This window comes from Clostridium sp. AF28-12 (assembly GCF_003435225.1).
GTDB lineage: Bacteria > Bacillota > Clostridia > Lachnospirales > Lachnospiraceae > Pilosibacter > Pilosibacter fragilis.
Window position 1 is genome coordinate 15423 of the sequence record NZ_QWGJ01000001.1, and the last position, 24022, is coordinate 39444.

The window sequence follows — 24022 nt, forward strand, 5'->3', positions numbered from 1 at the left end:
TCACTGAGATAAAGAAAAATGGAATATGGCACGCGGATGAAAGGCCTGAAAACCGGGCAGTTCGTGGACGGACGATCCGGTTCCCTGAAAACCGAGGTGATTGGCATAAAAATTGCTCATAACTAAGGACAAAGAATTCGGAGCGCTGTGTGTGTTCCGGATTCGGAACAACGAAAAAGACCCCGGTCTTTCGAGGGCAGATCAGGAGGTATCACAATGATAGAAAGAATCGATGAAGTATTGGAAAAGAAGGTCCGTCCGGCGCTGTTATCCCATGAGGGCGACGTGCAGATCGTAGAGTACGCAGATGGAGTTTTAAAGATCCGCCTGACCGGACACTGTTCCGGATGTCCGTCAGCGAGACTGACAACGGAGGAACTGATTGCGGCAGAGGTCCAGAAAGAGATCCCGGAGGTGAAGGAGGTTGTTCTCGTCAATGAGATCAGCCCGGAGCTTCTGGATTTCGCGAGAAAGCTTCTGAACCATAACCATGAAGCGCAGGAACGCATATGAGGATCGGCATCAAATACTGTGGCGGCTGCAATCCTGTATACAACAGGGGACGGCAGGTAAAACGCCTGCAGGAACAATATCTGGAACATGAGTTTGACTTTGCAGCCGGGGACATGAAAGAATGCGAGATCGGACTTGTTGTCTGCGGCTGCGTCCGGGCCTGTGCGTCAGTGGATGGGCTTGCACCAAAGAAAAAGCTGTTTCTTCTCCCGACGGAGCGGAGCTTTTCTGAGGTAAAGATGTATCTGGAGCAGGACAGGGAAGCGAAAAAGAACGCGGAAGTTTGCGGCAGAAAAGACGCGGTGCCGGAAGAAGAGACAGACAGTAGAATCCATGTTCGCATCGGTGACACGGCAGAGGTTACAAAGACTTTCTTTAAGGATGACGTGGACAGGTTTGCAGCGCTCACCGGAGATTACAGCAGACTTCACACGGATGCGGAATTCGCGAAAAAAACGCCTTACGGAAAGCCGGTGGTTCACGGTGTTCTGGCGGCAAGCCTGATCTCAACGGTGATGGGCACGAAGCTTCCGGGTGAGGGGACTGTCTTTATCGAAGAGCAGGTGCGGTTTTTGAAGCCTGTTTTTTACGGGGATATGATCACCGCAAGGGTGACATTTACAGCCTGTAAGGAACGGGAGGACGGTTACATCGGGACGTTTTCCGGAGTGTGTGAAAACCAGGATCATGAGACGGTGGTATGGGCAGAATGCAGACAGTTCATGTCGAAGGAGCTGTTTTTATGTAATTAGGAAATTCCGAGGAATTCCCTGTTACACAAAAGGCACAATCTTTTTGATGCAATGAGACAAGAGATATTTCATGGCAGAGATCAAAAATATAAAGAATCAAGCGAGGGCAAATACAATGACAAATCTTGAAAAATACAACAAAATTTTTATCGGAATGTTTCACAAGACAGAGGAGGAGCTTCCGGGCTTAAAGTACCGCGGAATTCCGCTCTGGGATTCGATCGGACATATGGATCTCGTAGGGGAGCTGGAAGAGGCGTTTGATATTCATATGGATACACCGGATGTTCTGGACTTCACGTCCTATGAAAAGGGAAAAGAAGTTCTTGGGCGCTACGGGGTAACGATTGAATAATCCATATCCGGACCGGATCTTCCGGATCGTGGAACCGGTGACGGAGAGCAACTGCTATGTGATCCGGGAAGAGGACAAATGTATGATCATCGATCCGAACGATTTTACAGCGATCCGGGAACTGCTGCAGAAATTGGGCCTGATGCCAGGGCTGGTCCTTCTGACCCATGAACATTGTGACCACATCGGCGGATTAAATGAACTCCGGAGGACATATCCGGTGACAGTGGCGGCAACGGAAGCCTGCAGCGCGGGAATCGGGAACCAGACGAGAAATATGTCCCGCATGATGGAGACATTTTTGTACTTTAAAAGCGGGGAAAAGAAATTTGTACATTATCCGCCGTTTCAGTGCCGGAAGGCGGATCTGACATTTACGGACCAGATCTGTTGCAAATTTGCAACAAGGCAGCTGGAGCTGATCCCGCTTCCGGGGCATACCCCCGGGAGTATGGTGATCCGATATGACGGATATATCTTTTGCGGGGACTATCTTCTTCCTGGGGACAGGGTCGTTACGAGGCTGCCGGGAGGAGATGGGGACGCATATGAAAAATATGCGAAACCCTGGCTGAAAACGATTCCGGATGGGACATGGATCTTTCCGGGACACGGAGAGCCGTTCCGGATGAACAGGGAGGTGAGGGAATTTCATGAATTATGAAGAGCTTTTAAAACGCGGCCCCTATGAGCTGGGAGCGGAGGAGAAGAAAAAAATCTACGCGGATATGCTCAGTGAGCTGACAGACAGCCACAGAAACCGGTGCCTGATCTATGACCGGTGCTGCAGTGCGCTGGGGGATGTGTCGGGAAGCCAACGGAGAGAAGAAGAAATTCCCATGGTTCCGGTATCCATGTTTAAGGAGATGGAGCTTCGAAGCGTTCCCACAGGAGCTGTGTTTAAGACGGTGACCTCTTCTGGGACTACGGGACAGAAGACCTCAAAGATCGTTCTGGATGAGCGGACCGCAGCCTGGCAGCAGCAGACACTGCAGCGGATCATGGCCGATTTTATCGGGGAAAAGCGGATTCCGATGCTGATCATCGACGCGCCGAATGTCCTGCGGGACCGGGCGCTGTTTTCAGCGAGGGGAGCCGGGATTCTGGGATTTTCGATCTTCGGGTCAAAACGCTGTTACGCGCTGAAGGAAGATATGTCTCTGGATCTTGAGACTGTGGAGGCATTTCTTGAGAAGGCCGGTGACGGACCGGTCCTTGTGTTTGGGTTTACCTATATGGTCTGGAAATATTTTTATGAGCCGTTGAAAAGATCGGGTCACAGGCTTCATCTGGAACATGGTTTCCTGATCCATGGCGGCGGCTGGAAGAAGCTGACGAAGGAGGCGGTGTCCGCAGAGAAATTCCGGGACGGACTCCGGGAAGTCTGCGGGATCCTCGATGTACGGAATTACTACGGAATGGCGGAGCAGACCGGCTGCATCTACATGGAATGCGAGTGCGGTCATCTGCATGTGAGTAGCTATTCGGATGTTCTGATCCGAAATATGGAAGACTTTTCCTGTTGCAAAAATGGAACAGAAGGCGTGATCCAGGTCCTGACACCGATGGCCTGGTCCTATCCGGGCCATTCGGTGCTGACGGAAGATAAGGGCATGATCGTTGGAGAGGATGACTGCCCATGCGGAAGAAAAGGAAAATATATTAAGATCACGGGCAGGATCCCAAAGGCGGAAATCCGGGGCTGCAGCGATACGTTTGAGACAGGAAAAGAGCTTCGTGGGGAGAATGAGGCGGTCACTCTTTTAGCAGGTGAGATGGAGATCACATCAGTACCGGAAATTCCGTTTGAGGAGACCACCATGGAGTTTCTATCGGCACTCTCAGAGCGGATCCGGGAACTTCCGAGAATGTTGTCCGGAGAGGAAATGCGTTCTCTCGGATTCTGGCTCAGGCGTTCCAACCTCGAAAGCTATAAAAAGCGGTATGAAAACAGTGGTTTCCGGCTTGGGCTGGGACAAACATTTCATATTGCACCATCGAATGTTCCGCTTCTGTTTGTATACACGATGGCGATTGGATTGCTGGCAGGAAATTCCTGCCGGGTGCGGGTGTCGGCGCGAAGAAACACGGAAAGCGAAAAGGTCTGTGAGCTGATCGATGAGCTTTTGGGACTGCCGGAATTTCAAGTTCTGAAACGACGGATCTCCATCGTCACATACGGGAGGGAAAACCGGGAGACAACGGAGAAATTCAGCAGAGAGTGTGACGGCCGGGTGATCTGGGGCGGTGATATGACTGTGGAAGAGATCCGGAAGATTCCGATCGGCCCGTCAGCGTCGGAGGTCGTTTTTCCGGACCGCGCGTCCATAGCTGTGTTTGACGCGGATGCCGTTCTTGCCCTGTCGGAAGAGGGGCTGGCAGAGACGGCAATGCATTTTTACAACGATACCTTCAGCATGGATCAGAACGCCTGCGCGTGTCCTCGGGCAGTATTCTGGAGGGAGAGCTGTCCAAAGACGGGAGAAGCGGCGGCCGGGCGCTTCTGGCAGGCGCTTGCCCAGACTGCGAAGCGGTATGGGCTCACAGAGCACAAGGTCAGCGTGAAATATGGTGATCTGTGGGAGCTGGCAGCAGGCGGGGCGCGGATCGTGAAGGTCAGAAAATTCGAGAACAGACTTTATGTCACGGAAATGAAGGATATCCCCGGAACAGCCTCGGAACAAAGGATGCGGTTTGGAAGCTTTCTGGAATATCATATGAAAAACGGAGAAGAATGGATCTCTGCCGTGTCCGAAAAAACACAGGCCCTGGTGTATTTCGGCGTGGAGAAGCAGGAACTCCGTGAATGTGTTCTGCATCACAGGCTTCGCGGTACCCATCAGATCGTCCCTGTGGGGCAGACACTATGGATGGATCTGGTTTGGGACGGAAAGGACATGATCCAACTTCTGTCCCGGACGATCCGGTAGGGCAGAAAGGAGGGCCGGATGAATTTTATTGAAAGAAATGATCAATTTTCAGAGAATCTGATGCTTGCGGATGATCAGGGAAACCGGATCACCTACGGAGAATTTGAGAAGATATATGAGGAACGATCGAAATTTCTGGAGGAGGGAAGGCTTGCGTTCCTGTATTGCAGGAATACCGTCGGAGCAGTTCTTTATTACAGGAGCTGTCTTAGGAATCATGTGGTTCCTCTGCTTTTAGAGCATCGAATGGACCGAGAGCTTTTAAGGACACTGATCGGGACCTATGAGCCGGATTATCTGATTGGAATGCCGGAGGACCTTACAGGAACGGATGGAACGGTACTGGAGGGCTCGGAGTGCTTTGGTTATCAGCTTGCAAAGCGGGATGCCAAACGGAAAACGGGGCTGAATCCGGAGCTTGCGCTTCTCCTTACGACCTCCGGCAGTACGGGAAGCCCGAAGCTTGTAAGACAGAGCCGGAAAAATGTTACGTCAAATGCGGAGTCGATCGCGGAATATCTGGAACTTGATCCGACAGAACGTCCGATCACAACGCTGCCGATGAACTACACGTATGGGCTTTCGATCATGAACAGCCATTTTCAGGTGGGAGCAGCTGTGCTGCTGACAGAGCATACGCTGTTTGAGCGGGAGTTCTGGGATTTTTTCCGGGAGCAGGGAGCAACTTCCTTTGGCGGCGTCCCTTACACCTATCAGATCCTGAAGCGACTTGATTTCTTTAAAATGGAGCTGCCGTCCTTACGGACGATGACGCAGGCAGGAGGCAAGCTTCCGGTGAATCTGCATCGGGAATTTGCGGAATATGCGATGTCCTCAGGACGAAAATTCATTGTCATGTACGGGCAGACAGAGGCGACGGCGAGAATGAGTTATCTTCCCGCAGAGGATGCCATCAGAAAATGCGGCAGCATGGGAATCGCGATCCCGGGCGGAAAATTCCGGATCATGGAGGATGGCCCGACAGAGATCAAAGAGCCGGATACGGTGGGGGAGCTTGTGTATAGCGGTCCGAATGTCACGATGGGATATGCGGAATGTGCGGCAGATCTTGAAAAGGGAGATGAGCGCGGAGGCGTTCTGTTTACCGGAGACATGGCAAAGCGCGATGCAGAGGGATATTACTATATCACCGGACGGAAAAAACGGTTTTTGAAGATGTATGGAAAGCGCGTCAATATGGACGAGATCGAGCAGCTTCTTCGCGGCCGCTATGAGGGCGTGGAGCTCGCCTGTACCGGCGAGGATGACCGGATGCGGATCTATATGGAAGGAATGGATCCGGCATCCTGTGAGGAGGTAGCGGAGTTCCTGACAGAGAAAACAGGACTTTACCCGGGAGGTGTCCGGGTTCTTCCCATCGGCAAGGTACCGAAAAATGAGTCCGGAAAAACGATCTACAAAGAATTGGAGAAATTGCCATGGAATTCATGATTTACGAGAAAAAAGACACAACAGCACTGATCACGATCAACCGTCCGAAGGCGTTAAACGCGTTTAATTCCCAGATGTTGGACGAGCTCACAGAGGCGCTGGAGATGGCGGAGAAGGATACAGGAGTCCGCTGCGTGATTCTCACGGCAGCAGGGGAGCGGGCATTTACGGCAGGCGGAGATATCAAGGAGGAAGTTCAGCTGAATGAAACAACAGCGGCAGAATTTTCAAGACGCGGGAAAAAGATGATCCGGTCAATTTTAAATCACAGAGTTCCGGTGATCTGCGCGGTCCGCGGCTATGCTCTCGGTGGTGGAATGGAGATGATTCTGGCGGCAGATATCACTGTGGCAGCCACGGACGCGAAGATCGGAATTCCGACGATCAAGCTCGGTGGGATTCCGGGATGGGGCAGTACAGTCCTTCTTCCGAGAACGGTCGGCGCTTCCAGAGCCAAGGAGCTTTTATATACGGGGCGCAGCCTCTCTGCGGAGGAAGCGCTGAAGCTTGGTGTTGTGGAGGATGTCGTTGAGCCGGATGAACTGTTAAAGAGAGCCTTTGAATTAGCGGATACGATCGCGGATATGGCACCACTTGCAGTGGAAAATATGAAAAAGTCCATCAACACCGCTATGAGCGCCGGACTGGAGGAAAGCCTTGGAACAGAGACAGATATCTTCGCTTCCTGCTTTGGAACTCAGGATCATCTGGAAGCGACGACGGCGTTTCTCGAGAAGAGGGCACATGGGGAGTTTATGAGAAAATAGAGAAAACCCTGCCAAATAGAGAATGAAGAACCCTCCGGGAATCGCAAAATGCGGTGACCGGAGGGTTTCTTATGACTTGCCGTTTATCAGCTGGTGTATGTCAGGAGGTAAAATAAATTTAACAGAAATTTAGGATTTTCCGCTGTCCGGATGTGGTATGATATTGGCACAGAAAGGCTGATGTGCGTCAGCAGTCTGATTGATAAGATATAAGAAATATGCTATAATGAAATGCGGCTTACAGAGAGGAGACAGCTATGAGAAAGACGTATTTGTACATGACAGCAGTAGCAATGAGCGCAGCTTTGGCGGCCGGATGCCAGAAGGCAGAACCGGCGGAGACAACTGCGGCAGCAGAGACAGTGGCTGAGTCGACCGGAACAGGGATGGCGGAGAGTGAGTCTTCTGAAACCAGTGGAACAGCGGCGCAGGACGATGAGAGGCTTGCGGATTATCACCTGCTTCAGGGAATCGTGACGGGGACGAATGACGAAAAAGGAACGTTTACGCTCAAAGCAGATGATGGTGGAGAATATGTGATCACGACCGGAAATATCGGTGACGTGGAGACCGAGATCGCGGATGACAGTCTTGTTGTGATCGGATATATCGGTGTCGAGATCCATGACAATATGGATCTGGAGAAAGTCAATATGGTGATCGCGGCACCGGGAGATGATGACTGGACGATCGCATACGCAGAGGGAACGACGACGGCCAATGCGATGAGCACGTTTATGATGGTGACAGCAGATGGAACTGAGATGGGGTTCATGAAGGATGGCTGTCCGATGGATGAGGATGCTCTGGGCGGAGACAGCGGAGCGAAGATTGGCGTTGTATATATGGATTCCGAGGATGTAAGTTTTCCGCTGGAGATCAAGAAATTGCAGTAAAAAATATAAATATGGGATTTTTTCCGGAAAATAGCTGGCTATAACGGTCTTCAGTTTAGCTGTCCGGGAATAGCAAAGTTTTTGAGAATTATAATATATCAAGAAAGAAAATGGGGTTTAAAAATGGCAGATTTATTTCACCGTGTAAGTATTCGTAAATTTAAAGATGAGGCTGTATCAAATGAAGATATCGGCTATATTCTGGAGGCAGCGATGGCAGCGCCGTCCGCGAAGAATCAGCAGCCGTGGGAGTTTTATGTAGTAGAAAATCGTGAAGTCTTAAAACAGCTCGGAGAGTCCAGCCCGTTCTCCGCCCCGGCAGGAAAAGCACCGGTGGCGATCGTGACTGCATACCGTGAGGAATGCGATCTGCCGGAATTTGCACAGATCGATATGAGCATCATGATGGAAAATCTGTGGCTTGCAGCGGATGAGATCGGACTTGGCGGCGTATGGCTCGGCGTAGCTCCGAGAGAGGACCGGATGAAGGATGTAGAGAAGATCGTCGGGATTCCGGCGGGACAGCGGGTCTTCGGCATCTTTGCTCTCGGTTACCCGGATGAGGAGCGGACCCAGCAGGATCGGTTCGATCAGAGCAGGATCCATTATGTGAAATAGGACGGTCTTTTTTCTGACAGATTCCATCGACGGAGTCGGTCCGGAATGAATTTTTCGCATTACTGGGGGGAGAAAAAGCGATGAAGGATCGGACAAAGGTAGATATTTCGACGGCGTTGACGACGTTATTGGCAAAGAAGGCGATCGATGATATTACCGTGCGGGAGATCGTAGAGCTATATGATATCCGGAGACAGATCTTCTGCACAGCAATCCGGGAATCGCGAATATGTCGGTTGAGAAGCAGAACTTTATCAGCAGGGCGTATTCCAGAGTGTTTGTCGGTCTGTTTCTGGACTGGGTCAGCAATGGGATGAAGGCAAAGGATCTGGACTGCTTTTCGGATGCCTGCATTCTGGTAGAAGGCGGAATTGAGGGAGTCTTGAAAAAATTAAAAAAATGATCCTGAAACAAAACAGGATCGGACGCGAAGGGCGTGTGAAGAATAAAGCTTCATTTTTCACACGCCCTTTTTGTGTAACAGGAAGTTTCGGGGAATTCCCTGCTACACAAAAGGCATTAACGTGCCGATGATGCGCATTTGCGGGCAGACGGATGCAAATTACAGATTTTTTCTGAAAAATTCTTCTGCGTTCCGGAACATGATTCCCTCTGCCAGATCCTTTGACATTCCCTTTTCCAGGAAATATTCGTAGAGATCAGCAGCCTTTGCCGGAGTGTTCAGGTATGTAGGAAGTGTCGCACCGTCGAAGTCGGAGCCGAGGGCGATGTTTTCATAGGCACCGAGGCTGAAAAAGTGCTCGATGTGGCGGTAGAGGTCGTCGGGAGAATCGCCGATGCCTCCATCGGTAATGAAACTCTTGCAGTAGTTGAGGCCGATGAGGCAGTTCCGGCGGACCATCTCGCGGATCATATCATCCGTCAGGTTCCGCTTGTGGGAACAGATGGCGCGCGCGTTGGAGTGGGTCGCAACGAACGGGCGGCGGGCGGTCTCAAAGAGGTTGGCGTAGCCGGTGTCGTTTAAATGGGAGACATCAACGAGGATCCCGCGGTCTTCCATTTCACGGACTGCCTGCCGTCCGAAATCTGTCATTCCGTGAGTGGTGGTGTGTCCGGAACCGAGCTCATTTTCGCCGTTCCAGGTAAGTGTCATGCAGCGGACTCCGTCATCTGCCAGTTTTTTTACGCGGGTGATATCACCGGCGAGAGCCGCTCCGCCCTCGATGGTCAGAAAAGCGGCCGTCTTTCCTGCCTCCCATGCAGCATGCATATCGGAAACGGAACGGCAGGGGGAGATGCGGTCATGAAATTTTTCCATCTGGCGGTTAAAATTGTCACGGTTTGTTTCGTAGTAATCGATGGCGGCCTGTCCACGGTGCTGATCCGGGATGAAGATGGCATAAAACTGTGCCCAGTGAACGTCAGACGGGATCGCGGTCAGGGAGAGCACACGGTTCGGATCATCAAGCGTGTCCGGGGTCAGCCCCTTATGGATACAGTCTGTGAGCGTGTCACAGTGCAGATCGATCAAAGCATATGGATTCATGGGAAATTCCTCCTGAAAATATATTTTGGATTTATTGTAACGGAACCGTTCAGACGTTTCCGTCAATTCTGCCTTCGGATCTCGCCTTTTAAGATCATCGGGTAGCGGATCAGGGAATCGGAATCAAGCGCCTCTTTTTTCATATCCACCGCGGTGATCTGGTGGTTTTCGTAGGTCGTATAGTAGTAGGTTCCGGTTTCGGCGCTGCAGCAGGAGGTGTAGATCGTGATCTCATATTTTCCTTCTGCAACCTCACAGCAGCCGCGCTGCTGGTCCACAGAGCCTAAGATATGGAAGAACTGGCTGACGCTTTCTTCTTCGCTGTCACCGGAGATCGAGTTCGCGCGGGTGAATGCCACACGGGCGAAGCGGGACTGGGAAGAGAGATCCCCCGGAAGACCGAGAGCGCCCATGCCGCGGCTGTAGGTGGCAAGCGGAAGCTCCGGAGAAAAATGATTTTCCGGCTGGCGCGGGGAAAGCCCGAGATAGTTATTTAAATGGAACATCTGCAGATCGAAGGGCGGATTGTTTGTGAGAACACCGGCAGGATCATCATGGACATGGAGTCCATCAGCCATGGATTCCACGACGATCGCCTCGTTTTTATCCGCAATGATCCAGTGGAGGCTTGCGGCAGGCATCTGCGGACTAAAAGGTGTTCCGACAAGATTCATGCGGGCAAGCGCTTCGCGGACCTCCGGAATAGTTGCGCACCGGCTTAAGATCCAGGGGATAAATTCAAACTGGGCAACATTCTGCATTCCATCCGTCGGCTCTGCATAGGCAGCATTTCCGACAAAGTTGAGTCCTGCCATGCCGAGTCCCTTTTCGTTCATGGCATCATAATACAGAGGATAATTGTCTGCAACGTGCGCCATGCCGATGATGGCATAGTGGGATGCAAGCGTATCCATATGGCGGAACGGGATCGGGTAATTGCGGGGAGTGATCGTGATCTCCTCTCCGTAGGAAAATTCGTAATCCAGGGTTCTTCCAAAATAAAAGCCCTTTGTCTTGTAAGTTGCTGCTGTACACATAAGACAGGAACCTCCTTAAAAATAGTAAATTCGCAGTGCGTTTATCTCATCCGGAGACCTGACTCCCACTGAGACAAATTTGCTGTTACTCACCACCTGAAAGAGGCGGGAATCTTCTCGACTGAGATAAATACGGATATAGTTTCTTCTGCATAAAAAAGATTATACCGCATTTTTTGGAAAAATTCATTAAAAAGAGCTTTACAAAAACACTTTAGTATGGTAACATGATAACACGATAAAAACAGAGAAATGAAACCGGACAGAAAAATGCGGTCGGTTTTCGGATACGACGAAAAGCTGGTCCGGGCAGCCGGATCACGGACAGATAAGAGGAGGAAATTATGATGAAAAAGAGATTATTAAGTGCAGTTATGGCATCTGCAATGGTACTTTCCCTCGCAGCATGCGGCGGAGCAAAGACAGAGACAACAGCAGCAGAGACAACTGCCGAGAAAAAAGAGGAGACAACAACAGCAGGTACGACAGCTGCGGAGACGGCAGAAGCAGCAGGAGGCACACTGATCGTCGGCTTCGATCAGGATTTCCCGCCAATGGGATTTGTTGGTGACAACGGCGAATACACAGGTTTTGACCTTGATCTCGCGAAAGAAGTCGCAAGCCGTCTCGGTCTCGAATACAAGGCACAGCCGGTCGCCTGGGACTCCAAGGATATGGAGCTTGAATCCGGCAACATCGACTGTATCTGGAACGGATTTACGATCACAGGCCGCGAGGATGATTATACCTGGACTACACCGTATATGGCAAACAAGCAGGTATTCGTTGTAGCGAACGATTCCGATATCAAGAGTCAGGCTGACCTTGCGGGAAAAGTCGTGGAAGTACAGGCCGATTCCTCAGCGGAGGCTGCGTTGAATGAAAATCAGGATCTCGCAAATACATTCGGCCAGCTTTTAACGACACCGGATTATAATACCGCATTCATGGATCTCGAACAGGGCGCGGTTGACGCAGTCGCAATGGACGTGATTGTTGCAGGCTACCAGATCAAGCAGAGAAACGCGGACTTTAAGATCCTTGACGATTCCCTCTCCGAGGAAGAATATGGCGTTGGCTTTAAGAAGGGCAACACAGAGTTAAGAGATAAAGTACAGGGAGCGTTAGAGGAGATGGCTGCCGACGGCACATTAGCAAAGATCTCTGATGAATGGTTCGGCGAGGACGTTACGACGATCGGAAAGTAGGCGCGTGTCGGAGTTGTAGAAATCTTGCGGGATACGGAAATGCTGTTTGACAGACATTCCCATATCGGCTAAAATAGTAAAAGAATTTTGATTACGGGAACCGGAAAACAGTTCCCGTAATTTGTGTTATTTATTAAGAAGGAAAGCAGGTAAAGATCGTATGGGTAAAATGACAATCGGGCAGATGGTCGCACAGCTCGCCGGTGGTATGCTGATCAGTACGCAGATCTTCGTGATCACGCTGCTGTTTTCTCTTCCACTTGGACTTATTGTGGCGTTCGGACGCTTATCGAAAAATCGCGTGATCAGCATGATCGTAAAATTTTACATCTCTATCATGCGCGGAACTCCGTTAATGCTGCAGCTGATGGTCGTTTATTTCGGACCATACTATCTGTTTCATATTAAAGTCGGCAGCGGTTACCGCCTGACAGCGACCTTTATCGGCTTTGTGATCAACTACGCGGCATATTTTGCAGAAATCTACCGCAGCGGCATTCAGTCGATGCCGATCGGCCAGTATGAGGCGGCACAGATCCTTGGATACACGAAAGCTCAGACCTTTTTCAAGATCATTCTGCCTCAGGTTATCAAGCGCATTTTGCCGTCGATCACAAACGAGGTGATCACACTTGTAAAAGATACGTCCCTGTCATTCACCCTGAGTGTCGCTGAGATGTTCACGATCGCGAAAGCTCTGGCAGCATCCCAGACAAATATGATCCCGTTTGTCGCAGCCGGAATTTTCTACTATGTGTTCAACCTCATCGTGGCTGTCGTTATGGAGTGGATCGAGAAAAAGCTGGATTATTACCGGTAGGACTGGAGGTCTGTGGATCATGAATCTGTTAGAGTTAAATCATGTAGAAAAATCATTTGAGAACCTGTCTGTGCTGAAGGATATCTCCATCAGCATCGGCGAGGGCGAAATCGTATCCATCATCGGACCGTCCGGATCCGGGAAATCAACGCTGCTCAGGTGCGCGACAATGCTTGAGAAGATGGATGGCGGCGAGATCGTATATCTTGGGAAAAAAGCGGTATGGACGGACAAGGACGGACATGTGGTCTATGCGGATAAGAAGGACATGAAGGAGATCCGGAGCCAGTATGGTCTCGTGTTCCAGAATTTTAATCTTTTCCCGCATTATTCTGTGCTGAAGAATATCGTTGACGCGCCGATCCATGTGCAGAAGCGAGACAAGGAGACGGTATATCAGGAAGCGAGAGAGCTGTTAAAGAAGATGGGACTGGCGGACAAGGAAGACTATTATCCCTGCCAGTTATCCGGAGGACAGTGCCAGCGTGTGGCGATCGCGAGAGCTCTGGCGCTGAACCCGAAGATCCTGTTCTTCGATGAACCCACATCAGCTCTGGACCCGGAGCTGACAGCCGAGGTGTTAAAGGTGATCCGTTCTCTGGCAGATCTGAATATCGCCATGGTGATCGTTACCCATGAGATGGCGTTTGCAAGGGATATTTCCCACCGCGTGATCTTCATGGAGGGCGGCGTGATCGTCGAGGAGGGAACGCCGGAGAAGGTGTTCGCATCCGATAATGAGAGAATGAAGAGCTTTCTGGGACGATATGGGGAGATCTTGTAATTATGTTGACCTCTCTTGCGTTAATATTTTTAGTGGGACTTTCCGCCGCCGCAATCTGTGGTGGGCTGCGGCTGCCGCGTATTATTGGTATGCTGTTCACGGGAATTATTCTGGGACCGCATGTGCTGGGACTTCTGGACGATAAGATCTTATCGATCTCGTCGGAACTCCGGCAGATGGCTCTTATTATTATTTTATTGAAAGCGGGACTTTCCTTAAATCTTGCGGATCTGAAAAAAGTAGGCCGTCCGGCAGTCATGATGTCGTTTGTACCTGCAAGCTTTGAGATTTGTGGATATCTGCTCTGTGCGCCGATGATCCTGGGGATAACGAGAATTGAGGCGGCAGTCATGGGCGCGGTCCTGGCGGCAGTGTCTCCGGCGGTCGTAGTGCCGCGGATGGTGCAGCTCATGGAAAGCGGATATGGAACGGAAAAGAGTATTCCACAGATGATCTTAGCGGGAGCGTCCTGCGATGATATCTTTGTAATCGTGCTGTTTTCCACATTTTCCGGGATGGCCCAGGGCGGTACGGCGGATATGAAGCAGTTTTTAAATATCCCGGTGTCCATTGCGCTTGGAATCCTGCTGGGCGCGGTCGTTGGATATCTTTTGAGCCTCTTTTTTGAGACCGCCTATGCGAAAGCGCATTATGTGAGAAACAGTATGAAGGTCATGATCGTTCTTGGAGTTTCCTTCCTTCTGATGGCTGTGGAGACATGGGTGAAGGCTTATGTATCAGTGTCCGGTCTGCTGGCCGTAGTCAGCATGGCATGCGTTCTGAAGATCAAATGTCCGAAATCTGTCTCAGGAAGACTCTCGGAGAAATTCGGAAAGCTCTGGATCGCGGCGGAAGTTGTCTTATTTGTACTGGTCGGCGCAGCGGTTGATATCCGGTATACGGCGACGGCCGGAGCCGCGGCGATTGTCATGATCCTGCTGGCATTGGTGTTCCGTGCTGTCGGTGTTCTTGTGTGCATGACGGGAACGGCATTGGATAAGAAGGAACGGGTATTTACGGTGATCGCGTATCTGCCGAAAGCGACGGTGCAGGCGGCGATCGGTTCTGTTCCGATGGCAAGGGGACTTGCCTGCGGTCAGATCGTGTTGTCAGTAGCGGTCCTTGCAATCCTGATCACGGCACCGCTTGGGGCGATCGGGATGGATATGACGTATAAGAAGCTGTTGAAAAAACAGGAAAACATCTCATAATATAAATTTGATTTGAAAAAATACCGGATGTGGGCTATAATGAGCGCAAAATATGCGGTATCAGGCAGGCGTTTTCATCAGGGACGTTTTATTTCACTGAGCGGATATTTGAAATACCGCAAAACAGGAGGCAATTATGGATTTCGAAAAATTATGCGCAGAAAGATATTCTCTTAGAAAATATGCAGATCGCCCGGTGGAGGCAGAAAAGCTGGAAAAGGTGCTGGAGGCAGGTCACAATGCACCGACTGCCCACAATCTCCAGCCGCAGCGCATTCTTGTGATGCAGAGCAGAGAGGCATTGGAGAAAGCAGAGGAGTGCACCGCATGCAAGTTCCATGCACCGGTGATCCTTGTTGTCGCGTATGATCCGGCGAAGGCCTGGAACCGCGAGGGAGATATGAAGAACCACGGGGAGATCGATGCGACGATCGCAGCGACACAGATGATGCTTCAGGCGGCAGATCTCGGTCTCGGAACCTGCTATGTCGGCATGTTCAGCCAGGAGAAGCTTCATGAGCTGTTCCCGGAGATGAAGGGACTTGTTGCGACTGCGATGCTTCCGCTCGGATATCCGGCAGAGACGGCGCATCCGTCAAGACTTCACACCGACAGAATGCCGTTAGATGAGATGGTGATCCGTCTGTAAAAGCATATACATAGATTCAGACCTGCCAAAGTGGAAGAAAGCCACGGGCAGGTCTCTTCTTTTTTGAGAGTGTTCGCGACATAAAAACTTTTGTTCGTATAAAAAATACACAAAAAAACTTTTTTGTGGTAAAATATCGGACAGGAGGCAGCCTGAGATGACCGCTTCTGTTACTCAGTATTGAAAAACGGAGGAATGACAGATGGAATATAAGGTTTCCGAGAAGATTCAGAAGAAATTCGACACACTGACAAAGGATGCAAAGGTTCAGAAAGCCCTTCAATTTATGGAAAATGACCAGAACGAGATCATCAACAGACAGATCGAGCTTACCCTGATCCCGGCACCGACGAACCATGAGCAGAAAAAAGCAGCGAGACTTCTTGAGATGTTTAAGGAGGAAGGTCTTACAGACTGCCATATCGACGAGTACGGCAACTGCATCGGAATCCGAAAAGGTACCGGTGGCGGAAAGACGGTTCTTGTAGAGGGACATATGGACACGGTATTCCCGCTTGATACAAAGCTTGAGATCGTCCGTGAGGACGGCTTTATCAAATGCCCGGGAATCGTGGATGATACGAGAGGATGTGCGACCGTCCTGTCTACGATCCGCGCTTTAAATGCGGCAGGAATTGAGACAAAGGGCGATATTCAGTTTGTCGGAACGGTTCAGGAGGAAGGAACCGGCGCGTTAAAAGGAATGCAGTATTATGTAAACCACCATCCGGAGCTGGATGCCAGCATTTCCGTTGACGGCCCGGGATTTCAGGAGATCACCTATGAGGCGACCGGAATCCAGACATACGAGATCAACTTCCACGGCATCGGCGGACATGCCTGCGGCGCTTTCGCGAAGGTAGCAAACCCGATCCATGCGGCAGGACGTGCGATCGCGAAGATCTCCGAGATCCAGGTTCCGAAGGAGCCGATGACTACATTTGCGGTGACCACCATGCAGGCGGGAAGCTTCGAGGCTGTCCATGCGATCGTTCCGGTGGCACAGATCCGCTTCAACTTCCGTTCGAACTCTCAGGAAGAGCTTGAGAAGCTCCGCAAGAAGATCTTCGATGCCATCGATGAGGCATGCAGGGAGGAGACAGAGCGCTGGGGCATGGATACGATCACATACGATGTAAAACATATCTGTGATGTCAATGCCGGCCATCAGGATGCCCATGCGCCGATCGTAGAGGGCGCCATGGCGGCGGCAGAGTATCTTGGATGCGAGGAGCCGAAGCTTGGAAACGGTGGCTCCACAAACTGCAACCGTGCTCTCGAAGCAGGACTCCCGGCAGTGTGCCTCGGCATGGGCGCGGATTATGATATCCACGCGCATATGCTTTCCGAGCAGTTTAAGGTCGAGGGCGCATATAAGGGCTGCCAGCAGACATTGCTGCTTGCGCTGCTCTGCGCGGGCATGGATGATGTAGAGAGCATTATCAAGAAATAGCAGGACAAAATGAAAGCTTAGTATGAAAACGGCACAGACCTGTCAGGTAAATGGCGGGGGTGTGCCGTTTTTGATCGACCGATCTGCATGGTGACACTTTTTATGAAAAGCCGCACATTTGCCGCAGAAAATCAAGGAAAAAGCAAGAAATAATCACCTTGACACTATGTAGTGCGTTGGATAAAATAGAGAATGACAGTTGGATTGTGCCGATCTGCAGTCGAAAGCGTGCTGCAAGCTTGCCTGCATAAACGCTTTTGAATGAAAAGCGGTATAAGGGCAACGCCCGGAGCTTCTTGTGCGCCGGAGGCGAACAAGAAGAGAGCAATCCGGTAACTGAAAATAAAAAAGGCAGGATGGAATCATGAAAAAAATAAGAATGCTTCTTCCGACAGGCGCTGTGATCGGCATGCTGGTGGTGGGAACAGCGTTTCCTGCGATGGCAGCGGCAGATAGCGATACGGCAAAATTTGTACGCGGCACTACGATCAATGCGGTGGATGTCTCCAAGCAGACGGCACAGCAGGCGAAAGGATATCTGGAAGGTTATTTCAACGAACACTACGAGATTAAAATACAGGACGCGGACGGCAACCTGGAAGTCTTAAAGGGAACCGATGTCGGTTACCACTTAAACGTTACCGGCAGCGTCGATGATATTTTAAAGGAGCAGAATGACACAGGAAGAAAGACGGGGCCCGGCTCTGACCAGAGCTACACAGTGACCGTGGAGGCAACTCTCGATGACGGGAAGCTTGCCGCAGCGCTGGCAAACCTGCACTGTGTGACGGCGGCAACACCGACTTCCAACGCGTATATCTCTGCTTACGAGGAAGGAAAACCCTTTACGATCGTTCCAGAAGTTCAGGGAAACGAACTGGATATGGATAAAATGAAGGCTGCCGTTAAATCAGCACTTTTAAGCCAGAAAAAACAGATCCGGCTTGCAGACGAGGATTGCTATAAAAAGATCACCGTAAAATCTGATGACGCGAACCTGGTACAGCTCTGCACAACATTAAACGCATACAAGGATATCCAGATTACATATGTGTTTGGATCCAGCAGAGAGACCCTGGATGGTCTGGAACTGGCAAAATGGGTGACTGGGACGAACGGCACCGAGATCCAGGTAGACCGTGACAAGGCAGTAGCATATGTGAAGTCTTTAGCGGATAAGTATGACACTTACGGAAACCATAAGTATAAGACGACATCCGGCCGGGATGTTGTTGTATACGGAAAATATGGCTGGAAGATCAACCAGACAGCCGAGACAGACGCCCTCGTGGAGGCAGTAAAAGCGTGCCAGACAACGGAGCGCGAGCCGATCTACGAGAGCCGCGGCGCGACTCACGATGGTTATGATTTCGGACAGACTTATATTGAGGTGGATCTTGCCACACAGCATCTCTATTTCTATAAAGATGGAAAAGTGATCATCGACAGCCCGTTCGTATCCGGAAACGTGTCAAAGAACTACACGACACCTCCGGGACTCTTTGAGCTGTATTATAAACAGAAAGACCGTGTATTAAAGGGAGAAGATTATGCGGCTCCTGTAAAATACTGGATGCCGTTCAACGGTGGGATCGGACTTCATGACGCGGACTGGAGAAGCAAGTTCGGCGGAACGATCTACCAGACAAACGGTTCCCACGGATGCATCAACCTGCCGCCGAAGGTAGCAGCACAGGTGTATGAGAACGCGTATAAGGGAATTCCGATCATCTGCTGCAATTAAAGCGGGGACGGATCTCAAAAAGGATGAAAAGTAACTGTTCAGTATGGCTGCGCATTTACGAAAAATAATTATGGAAAGAATATTCATCAGAGGGAGATATGCACCGGAAAAGGTGACAAAAGCCGCAGCATGAATACCGAAAGGGAAAGAAAAAATGGATAAACAGCAGGTTTTAAATCAGTTAAGAAACGCAAAGGAGATCTATGTTATCATGTCTCTGTGCACAAAAATGCCGTATGTGGTATGCGACAAAGAGACATTCGATGACGAAGTCCTGCTCTATTTTAAGGAAGAAGATATCAGACGTGAGGGCAAGCGCCTCATCGAGGAGAAGATTCCGGTACAGATCGCGAAAGTCGACGCGAACCAGATGCTTCACTTTTATGGAAACCTTTACACGATGGGTGTAAACTGCCTGATGGTAGACCAGTATATGGAGAGCGAGTGCCGGATCCAGCTTTCGGAGCTTGTGAACCGTCCGGGCCAGAATAAGCCGGATGCACCGGAAGAAGAGAAGAAAACCTGGATCGAGAACCCGAGCCTTCATCTGACCGCCCTGTACTTTATGCAGGAGCTTCGCAGACAGAAATTCGAGAAGATGCCGGATGAGTTAAAGGAGATGCAGGAGGAGATCCTTGCGGATTTCACACGCGGAACATACATCACCGCATTTCAGGAAGGTGCGGGCGTTCCGTTATTAAAACAGAAAAACGGTGATGCGTACCAGCCGATCTTTACGGACATCATTGAGTTCGGAAAATTCAACTCGAAGAACCAGTTCAAAGCGATCGCGGTAACCGCAGATAAGATCCCGAGCATCCTCGTAAAAGAGGCAAAGGGAGTGGTTGTAAACCCATTTGGCGTTAATCTCCAGATGCCGATCACAAAGCGTACTGTTCCGAACCCGGAAGCTGCTGCACATGCGGATGCTCAGGCGGCAGTTCAGGCAACTCAGGTCGAGGTCAATGCGACTCATGAGAGAGCAGGCGCTGAGGAAGAGAGCGGAGCCGGGAATAAGGCAGAGAACTAAAGAAAAATTATGAAACTCCGGCGTGTCCGCATCACGGAAAACAGTGAGCAGGATGCGGTGGAGTTTGTAATACTTCCCGGTCTCAGGGAACAGGCCCGCAGAGGTGGGATAAGGAGGTTGACAGCTTTGGAGAGTGACAGAAGGAAGATCGAAGAAATATATTTGAAGGCAGTGGATATCGGCTACTCCTACCGCCTTGCGAAAAAGATGGAGGAATTTAAGAGCAATCCGGTTCTCGGCTACCGCACGGCGGGATCGAAGGCGGAATTTGACACCGGTGAATTCCTGAAAGAGGAGATGAAGCGGATCGGGCTCTCCGATATCCATAAGGATGAGCTCTGTCTGGATTCCTGGGAGTTTGAGAAGGCGGTCGTGCGGTTTACGGACCGAGACGGAGAAAAACATGAAATCCAGCTCGGCGCTTATCAGACGGAGTTTGTGACGGATGGATGGAAAGAGTATCCACTTGTCTACGCCGGACGCGGAAAGGAAGCGGACTATGACGGAGTGGATGTGACAGGATGCCTTGTGATGGTGGATATCAACCAGCGAGATGAGTGGTGGATCAACTATCCGGTATATCAGGCCCACTTAAAGGGCGCAGCGGCGGTGATCGCGGTTCAGGACAACGGCTATGGAGAGATCAACAGTGAGGCGTTAAATGCCCAGGATATCGCAGGACCGAAGGACGCCCCGGCGTTTTCCATGTCGAGAAAGGATGCGGAGATCCTGAAAGCGGCATTAAAGGAGACACCGCGGATCACGGTACAGTTTGACGCAAAATCCGTAGTAACGGAAAATATGCCGTCCTATAATGTCTGGGGAACCATTCCCGGAAGGTCGGAGGACATGATCCTGCTCAGCGGCCATTATGACTCTTATTTTGATGGATTTCAGGATGATAACTGCGCTATCGCGCTGATGTTTGGGATCGCCAGGACGCTTTTAGAGATTGGATATAAACCTGAGAAGACCATCGTTTTCTGCTGTATGGCGGCGGAGGAATGGGGGATCGAGAACTCCAAGTATGACTGGTCTACCGGTGCATGGCAGCAGGTATTTAAGCTTCGGCCGGAATGGCAGGGAAAGGTCATCGCGGACCTGAATTTCGAGCTCCCGGCCTACGCCCACAATCCCTGGGACGCGATCCGGTCCACCTACGAATATGAAGACTTCCTGACAGAATTTGTGAAAGAGTTTCCTGTGGACGCGAGAAAGGTCTACCCGGAAGGTCTCGGGGTCCAGTGCCCGATCGAGACGTGGTCAGATGATTTCTCCGTTGCGATCTCAGGAATTCCGTCCATGGTGAATGAATTCAGCAGCGCGGAGTTTATGGAGACCCATTATCACTCCCAGTTTGACAACGACGAGTATTACAACGCGGATGTGTTCCGGTTCCACCATGAGCTGTACGGACTTCTTGTCATGGCATTCGACCGGGTGAAAGTTGCGCCGGTGAATGTTGGAAGAACGCTCCAGGCGCTCCAGGAGAGCGTCAGACCGGTTACGGGACGGGAGGACGAGAAGAGTATCCGGGTTCTGCTGGAGCGGACGGCTGAGGCGAAGAAGATCGCGGATGAGGTGTACCGGAAGGTAAAAGAAATTAATGATGTGAAGAATGCCGATGCTGCATGCTGTATACATAAAGGTGGTCAAGAATCTCATATAGAAGAAAAATCCGAGGCTGATGGGGCGGATGCAGCGGAAAGTGCGACTGTTCAACGTGGCGAAAATGCAGTGGATATAGAAGCGAATGATAGAAACGCTGCGCTTCAGAGGCAGCTCCTGTATTTGTTCCGCAAATGCCAGGACTATTTTGTCCGTCTCAACTGGCACGATGAGGTCCTGTTCCCCCACGAGGCCGCCCAGAGCAATCTGCGCCATATCGGCGATGCAGTGCGCAGTCTGGAAAATAAGGACGTCAGAGGGGCTCTTGACGCCTTGTATCTGGTGGACAACAATCAGTATGCGTTCCAGTTTGACGATGAAGTATATCACTATTTTACGGAATATGTCTTGAACCAGGAAAAAGACCGGCTGCAGTGGGGAGCTGGACGGATCGTCCATCATGTGGATCTCTCGAAAGAGGTCAAGAGTCTCAAAAAGAAGATCGCCGAGGGCGGACATGACGTGACGGAAGAGCTTTGTGCACTGAAAAAAATGGAGGAAGAGCAGCTTGCCTGCTTTGACGATGACATAAGATATATGACCCAGGCCGTGGATACCCTGACGGATGGGTTAAAAAAAGCGAAAGAGGTGTTGGATTTTTAGTTATGGACAGCCAGATATTGTACCGGGTACAGAGAGAAGATCTGCCCCGGCTCCAGAAAATGCTGGTAGAATGTTTTGCCAGAGACCCGCTTTATGAGACTCTGATCCCGGATGCCGAGACGAGAAAGCGGCTGATGCCGGAACTTTTTGAGTGTGATCTGAACGAGTTTTATGAGACATGTGAAATTTTTGCGGATAGCCCGGAGTTAAACGGACTCCTGGTCGTCTCCGATGAGGCGGAGGAATATGATCCGGTCCGCTTTTACCTTACAGAAGCGTGGGCGTCCTTAAAGACAGATGAGTATCTGATCAAGGAGGACAAGAGCTTAAAGACGCTCTGGAATTTTATCAAGGGACGTGATTACTTAAACTCCCATTGGACGGCCCAGCTTCACCAGGAGAACCGCTTACATATCATCTACCTTGCGGTGAGTCCGAGTGTACAGCATCACGGGGTTGCGGAAAAACTGATGGATGATGCGATCCGGTATGCCGGAGAACACCGGATGATGATCTCGTTGGAGACGCACAATGAGAAGAATGTGGCGTTTTATGCGCATTTCGGATTTAAGGTGTTCGGGATCGTGGAGAAAGGCATGGGACTGAAGCAGTATTGCCTGGTGAGAGAAATTCAGTAACCTGAAGAGGACTTATCCGGCCATGGCGGCTCTGCGGTGCACCGGAAACGGTCAGGAAATTTCATAACAGATAAAAAACAAGGACCTCAGCGATTGGCAGCCGCTGAGGTCCTTATTTTTATGGTATATATTGAGGAATAAACTTGCCCTTATTGGCAAATTGGGCAACTATTTCATGATCGCATCACCCGATATACAGGTGATGCAGGATCAAAGATTTTGATTATCTCTGAACACGTCCGGATCCATCGCCGCCAGCTAATTTCTTAACTTCGTCTACGGAAACCATGTTCATGTCGCCTTCGATGGAGTGCTTTAAGCAGGAAGCTGCTACTGCGAACTCGATGATGCTCTGAGCATCCATGTCGCTTAAGCAAGCGTAGATCAGTCCGCCGCCGAAGCTGTCGCCGCCGCCTACACGGTCAACGATGTGCATTGCGTATTTCTTGCTGAAGTAGTAGTCCTTGCCATCGTATAACATAGCGGACCAGTTGTTATCGTTTGCGGAGATGGACTCGCGAAGTGTGATAGCAACCTTCTGGAAACCGAAACGGTCAGCAAGCTGTTTTGCAACGTCCTTGTAACCCTCGTGGTTTACAGCACCCTTTGTAACGTCTGTGTTGGAAGCCTTGATACCGAATACATCGGAAGCATCCTCTTCGTTTGCGATGCAGACATCAACATATTTGCAGAGCTCACCCATAACCTCGCCTGCTTTAGCCTTTGTCCAGAGCTTATTTCTGTAGTTTAAGTCGCAGGAAACTGTGATGCCGAGTTCTTTTGCTTTCTTACATGCCTCAAGGCAGATAGCAGCAACAGTGTCGTTTAATGCCGGTGTGATACCTGTGAAGTGGAACCAGTCAGCGCCCTCGAAGATCTTAGCCCAGTCGAAATCTTCCGGAGTAGCCTCGGAGATTGCGGAATGTGCACGGTCATAGATAACCTTGGACGGTCTCTGGGAAGCACCTTTTTCAAGGAAGTAGATACCTACACGGTCGCCGCCGCGTGTGATAGTGGAAGTATCAACGCCGTATCTTCTTAACTCGTTGACAGCAGCCTGGCCGATCTCGTGCTTCGGAAGCTTTGTAACGAATGCAGCGTCAAAACCGTAGTTTGCAAGGGAAACAGCTACGTTAGCCTCGCCGCCGCCGTAAGTAGCGCCGAAGTTGTTAGCCTGAACGAAACGATAGTATCCCTCCGGAGCGAGACGGAGCATGATTTCACCAAATGTAATAACTCTCTTGGACATGAGGATTCTCCTTAAATTTTAATATAATTTATGATCAAGTAATGTACGTAAACGGGAAGTGCGAACTCCGCTGCGTTTCGTTTGCACAGCGCGATGGGAACCGCGAACTCCGCTGCGCTACGTTTGCGTAGCGTGACG

23 protein-coding genes are annotated in these 24022 nt (G+C 50.5%); 20 read left to right on the plus strand and 3 right to left on the minus strand.

Translation table 11 applies throughout. The features are described 5' to 3' along the window. Window positions 1-216 precede the first annotated feature (216 nt). The 10 genes from DWY93_RS00065 to DWY93_RS17000 all read left to right on the plus strand — a co-directional run bounded on the left by DWY93_RS00065 (window position 217) and on the right by DWY93_RS17000 (window position 8686). A complete protein-coding gene (locus DWY93_RS00065) occupies window positions 217-513 on the plus strand; it encodes a NifU family protein (RefSeq protein ID WP_117468968.1) in 297 nt (98 codons plus the stop codon). Beyond that, entirely contained in the window at window positions 510-1265 is a 756-nt protein-coding gene (locus DWY93_RS00070; RefSeq protein WP_117468969.1) for a MaoC family dehydratase, read from the plus strand. The genes DWY93_RS00065 and DWY93_RS00070 overlap by 4 nt, the downstream gene beginning before the upstream one ends. 70 nt (window positions 1266-1335) lie before the next feature. Beyond that, window positions 1336-1620: an acyl carrier protein gene (locus DWY93_RS00075; protein ID WP_347465563.1), complete on the plus strand. Its 285-nt coding sequence runs from the start codon at window positions 1336-1338 to the stop codon at window positions 1618-1620. Next, a complete protein-coding gene (locus tag DWY93_RS00080) occupies window positions 1613-2284 on the plus strand; it encodes an MBL fold metallo-hydrolase (protein ID WP_117468970.1) in 672 nt (223 codons plus the stop codon). The genes DWY93_RS00075 and DWY93_RS00080 overlap by 8 nt, the downstream gene beginning before the upstream one ends. Beyond that, entirely contained in the window at window positions 2274-4550 is a 2277-nt protein-coding gene (locus DWY93_RS16995) for an acyl-CoA reductase (RefSeq protein ID WP_181968456.1), read from the plus strand. Before DWY93_RS00080 ends, DWY93_RS16995 begins: the two co-directional genes overlap by 11 nt. A gap of 18 nt (window positions 4551-4568) precedes the next feature. Further along, complete coding sequence (locus tag DWY93_RS00090; protein ID WP_117468971.1) at window positions 4569-6002, plus strand: AMP-binding protein; 1434 nt, start codon at window positions 4569-4571, stop codon at window positions 6000-6002. Further along, window positions 5990-6769: an enoyl-CoA hydratase-related protein gene (locus DWY93_RS00095; protein WP_117468972.1), complete on the plus strand. Its 780-nt coding sequence runs from the start codon at window positions 5990-5992 to the stop codon at window positions 6767-6769. The genes DWY93_RS00090 and DWY93_RS00095 overlap by 13 nt, the downstream gene beginning before the upstream one ends. A gap of 257 nt (window positions 6770-7026) precedes the next feature. Further along, window positions 7027-7665: a hypothetical protein gene (locus DWY93_RS00100; protein WP_117468973.1), complete on the plus strand. Its 639-nt coding sequence runs from the start codon at window positions 7027-7029 to the stop codon at window positions 7663-7665. A 123-nt stretch (window positions 7666-7788) separates the two neighbouring features. After that, window positions 7789-8283 (plus strand): nitroreductase family protein, encoded by a 495-nt coding sequence (locus DWY93_RS00105; protein WP_117468974.1) that lies wholly within the window; start codon window positions 7789-7791, stop codon window positions 8281-8283. 229 nt (window positions 8284-8512) lie between these two features. After that, window positions 8513-8686 (plus strand): TetR-like C-terminal domain-containing protein, encoded by a 174-nt coding sequence (locus DWY93_RS17000; protein ID WP_158553033.1) that lies wholly within the window; start codon window positions 8513-8515, stop codon window positions 8684-8686. Between the two features lie 159 nt (window positions 8687-8845). Here DWY93_RS17000 and DWY93_RS00110 read toward each other — a convergent pair whose 3' ends face one another. Together DWY93_RS00110 and bsh are read right to left on the minus strand one after the other, a co-directional pair. Then, on the minus strand, window positions 8846-9790 hold the full coding sequence (locus tag DWY93_RS00110; RefSeq protein WP_117468975.1) for a membrane dipeptidase: 945 nt from the start codon (window positions 9788-9790) through the stop codon (window positions 8846-8848). A gap of 62 nt (window positions 9791-9852) precedes the next feature. Then, window positions 9853-10827 carry a choloylglycine hydrolase gene (gene bsh / locus DWY93_RS00115; protein ID WP_117468976.1) on the minus strand — a complete coding sequence of 325 codons (975 nt, stop codon included), beginning with the start codon at window positions 10825-10827 and terminating at the stop codon, window positions 9853-9855. Window positions 10828-11174: 347 nt separating this feature from the next. On the opposite strand from bsh, the gene DWY93_RS00120 reads away from it, so the two are divergent. The 10 genes from DWY93_RS00120 to DWY93_RS00165 all read left to right on the plus strand — a co-directional run bounded on the left by DWY93_RS00120 (window position 11175) and on the right by DWY93_RS00165 (window position 22635). Beyond that, a complete protein-coding gene (locus DWY93_RS00120; protein WP_117468977.1) occupies window positions 11175-12035 on the plus strand; it encodes an amino acid ABC transporter substrate-binding protein in 861 nt (286 codons plus the stop codon). Window positions 12036-12204: 169 nt separating this feature from the next. Continuing rightward, a complete protein-coding gene (locus DWY93_RS00125) occupies window positions 12205-12855 on the plus strand; it encodes an amino acid ABC transporter permease (protein ID WP_347465600.1) in 651 nt (216 codons plus the stop codon). Between the two features lie 19 nt (window positions 12856-12874). Then, window positions 12875-13639, plus strand: a complete 765-nt coding sequence (locus tag DWY93_RS00130) for an amino acid ABC transporter ATP-binding protein (RefSeq protein ID WP_117468979.1) — start codon at window positions 12875-12877, stop codon at window positions 13637-13639. Window positions 13640-13641: 2 nt separating this feature from the next. Continuing rightward, a complete protein-coding gene (locus DWY93_RS00135) occupies window positions 13642-14850 on the plus strand; it encodes a cation:proton antiporter (protein ID WP_117468980.1) in 1209 nt (402 codons plus the stop codon). A 136-nt stretch (window positions 14851-14986) separates the two neighbouring features. Beyond that, complete coding sequence (locus tag DWY93_RS00140) at window positions 14987-15499, plus strand: nitroreductase family protein (RefSeq protein ID WP_015552955.1); 513 nt, start codon at window positions 14987-14989, stop codon at window positions 15497-15499. 202 nt (window positions 15500-15701) lie between these two features. Then, complete coding sequence (locus tag DWY93_RS00145) at window positions 15702-16952, plus strand: M20/M25/M40 family metallo-hydrolase (protein ID WP_117468981.1); 1251 nt, start codon at window positions 15702-15704, stop codon at window positions 16950-16952. A 364-nt stretch (window positions 16953-17316) separates the two neighbouring features. Beyond that, entirely contained in the window at window positions 17317-18696 is a 1380-nt protein-coding gene (locus tag DWY93_RS00150; RefSeq protein ID WP_015552957.1) for a L,D-transpeptidase family protein, read from the plus strand. 154 nt (window positions 18697-18850) lie between these two features. Further along, on the plus strand, window positions 18851-19726 hold the full coding sequence (locus DWY93_RS00155) for an SseB family protein (protein WP_117468982.1): 876 nt from the start codon (window positions 18851-18853) through the stop codon (window positions 19724-19726). A 126-nt stretch (window positions 19727-19852) separates the two neighbouring features. Further along, window positions 19853-21997, plus strand: coding sequence for a M28 family peptidase (locus tag DWY93_RS00160; RefSeq protein ID WP_242990488.1), 2145 nt, complete (start codon window positions 19853-19855; stop codon window positions 21995-21997). A 2-nt stretch (window positions 21998-21999) separates the two neighbouring features. Continuing rightward, window positions 22000-22635, plus strand: a complete 636-nt coding sequence (locus DWY93_RS00165; RefSeq protein ID WP_117468983.1) for a GNAT family N-acetyltransferase — start codon at window positions 22000-22002, stop codon at window positions 22633-22635. A gap of 223 nt (window positions 22636-22858) precedes the next feature. Here the strand turns inward: DWY93_RS00165 and DWY93_RS00170 are convergent, their stop codons facing one another. Continuing rightward, entirely contained in the window at window positions 22859-23884 is a 1026-nt protein-coding gene (locus tag DWY93_RS00170; protein WP_021905128.1) for a sugar kinase, read from the minus strand. Window positions 23885-24022: the final 138 nt, after the last annotated feature.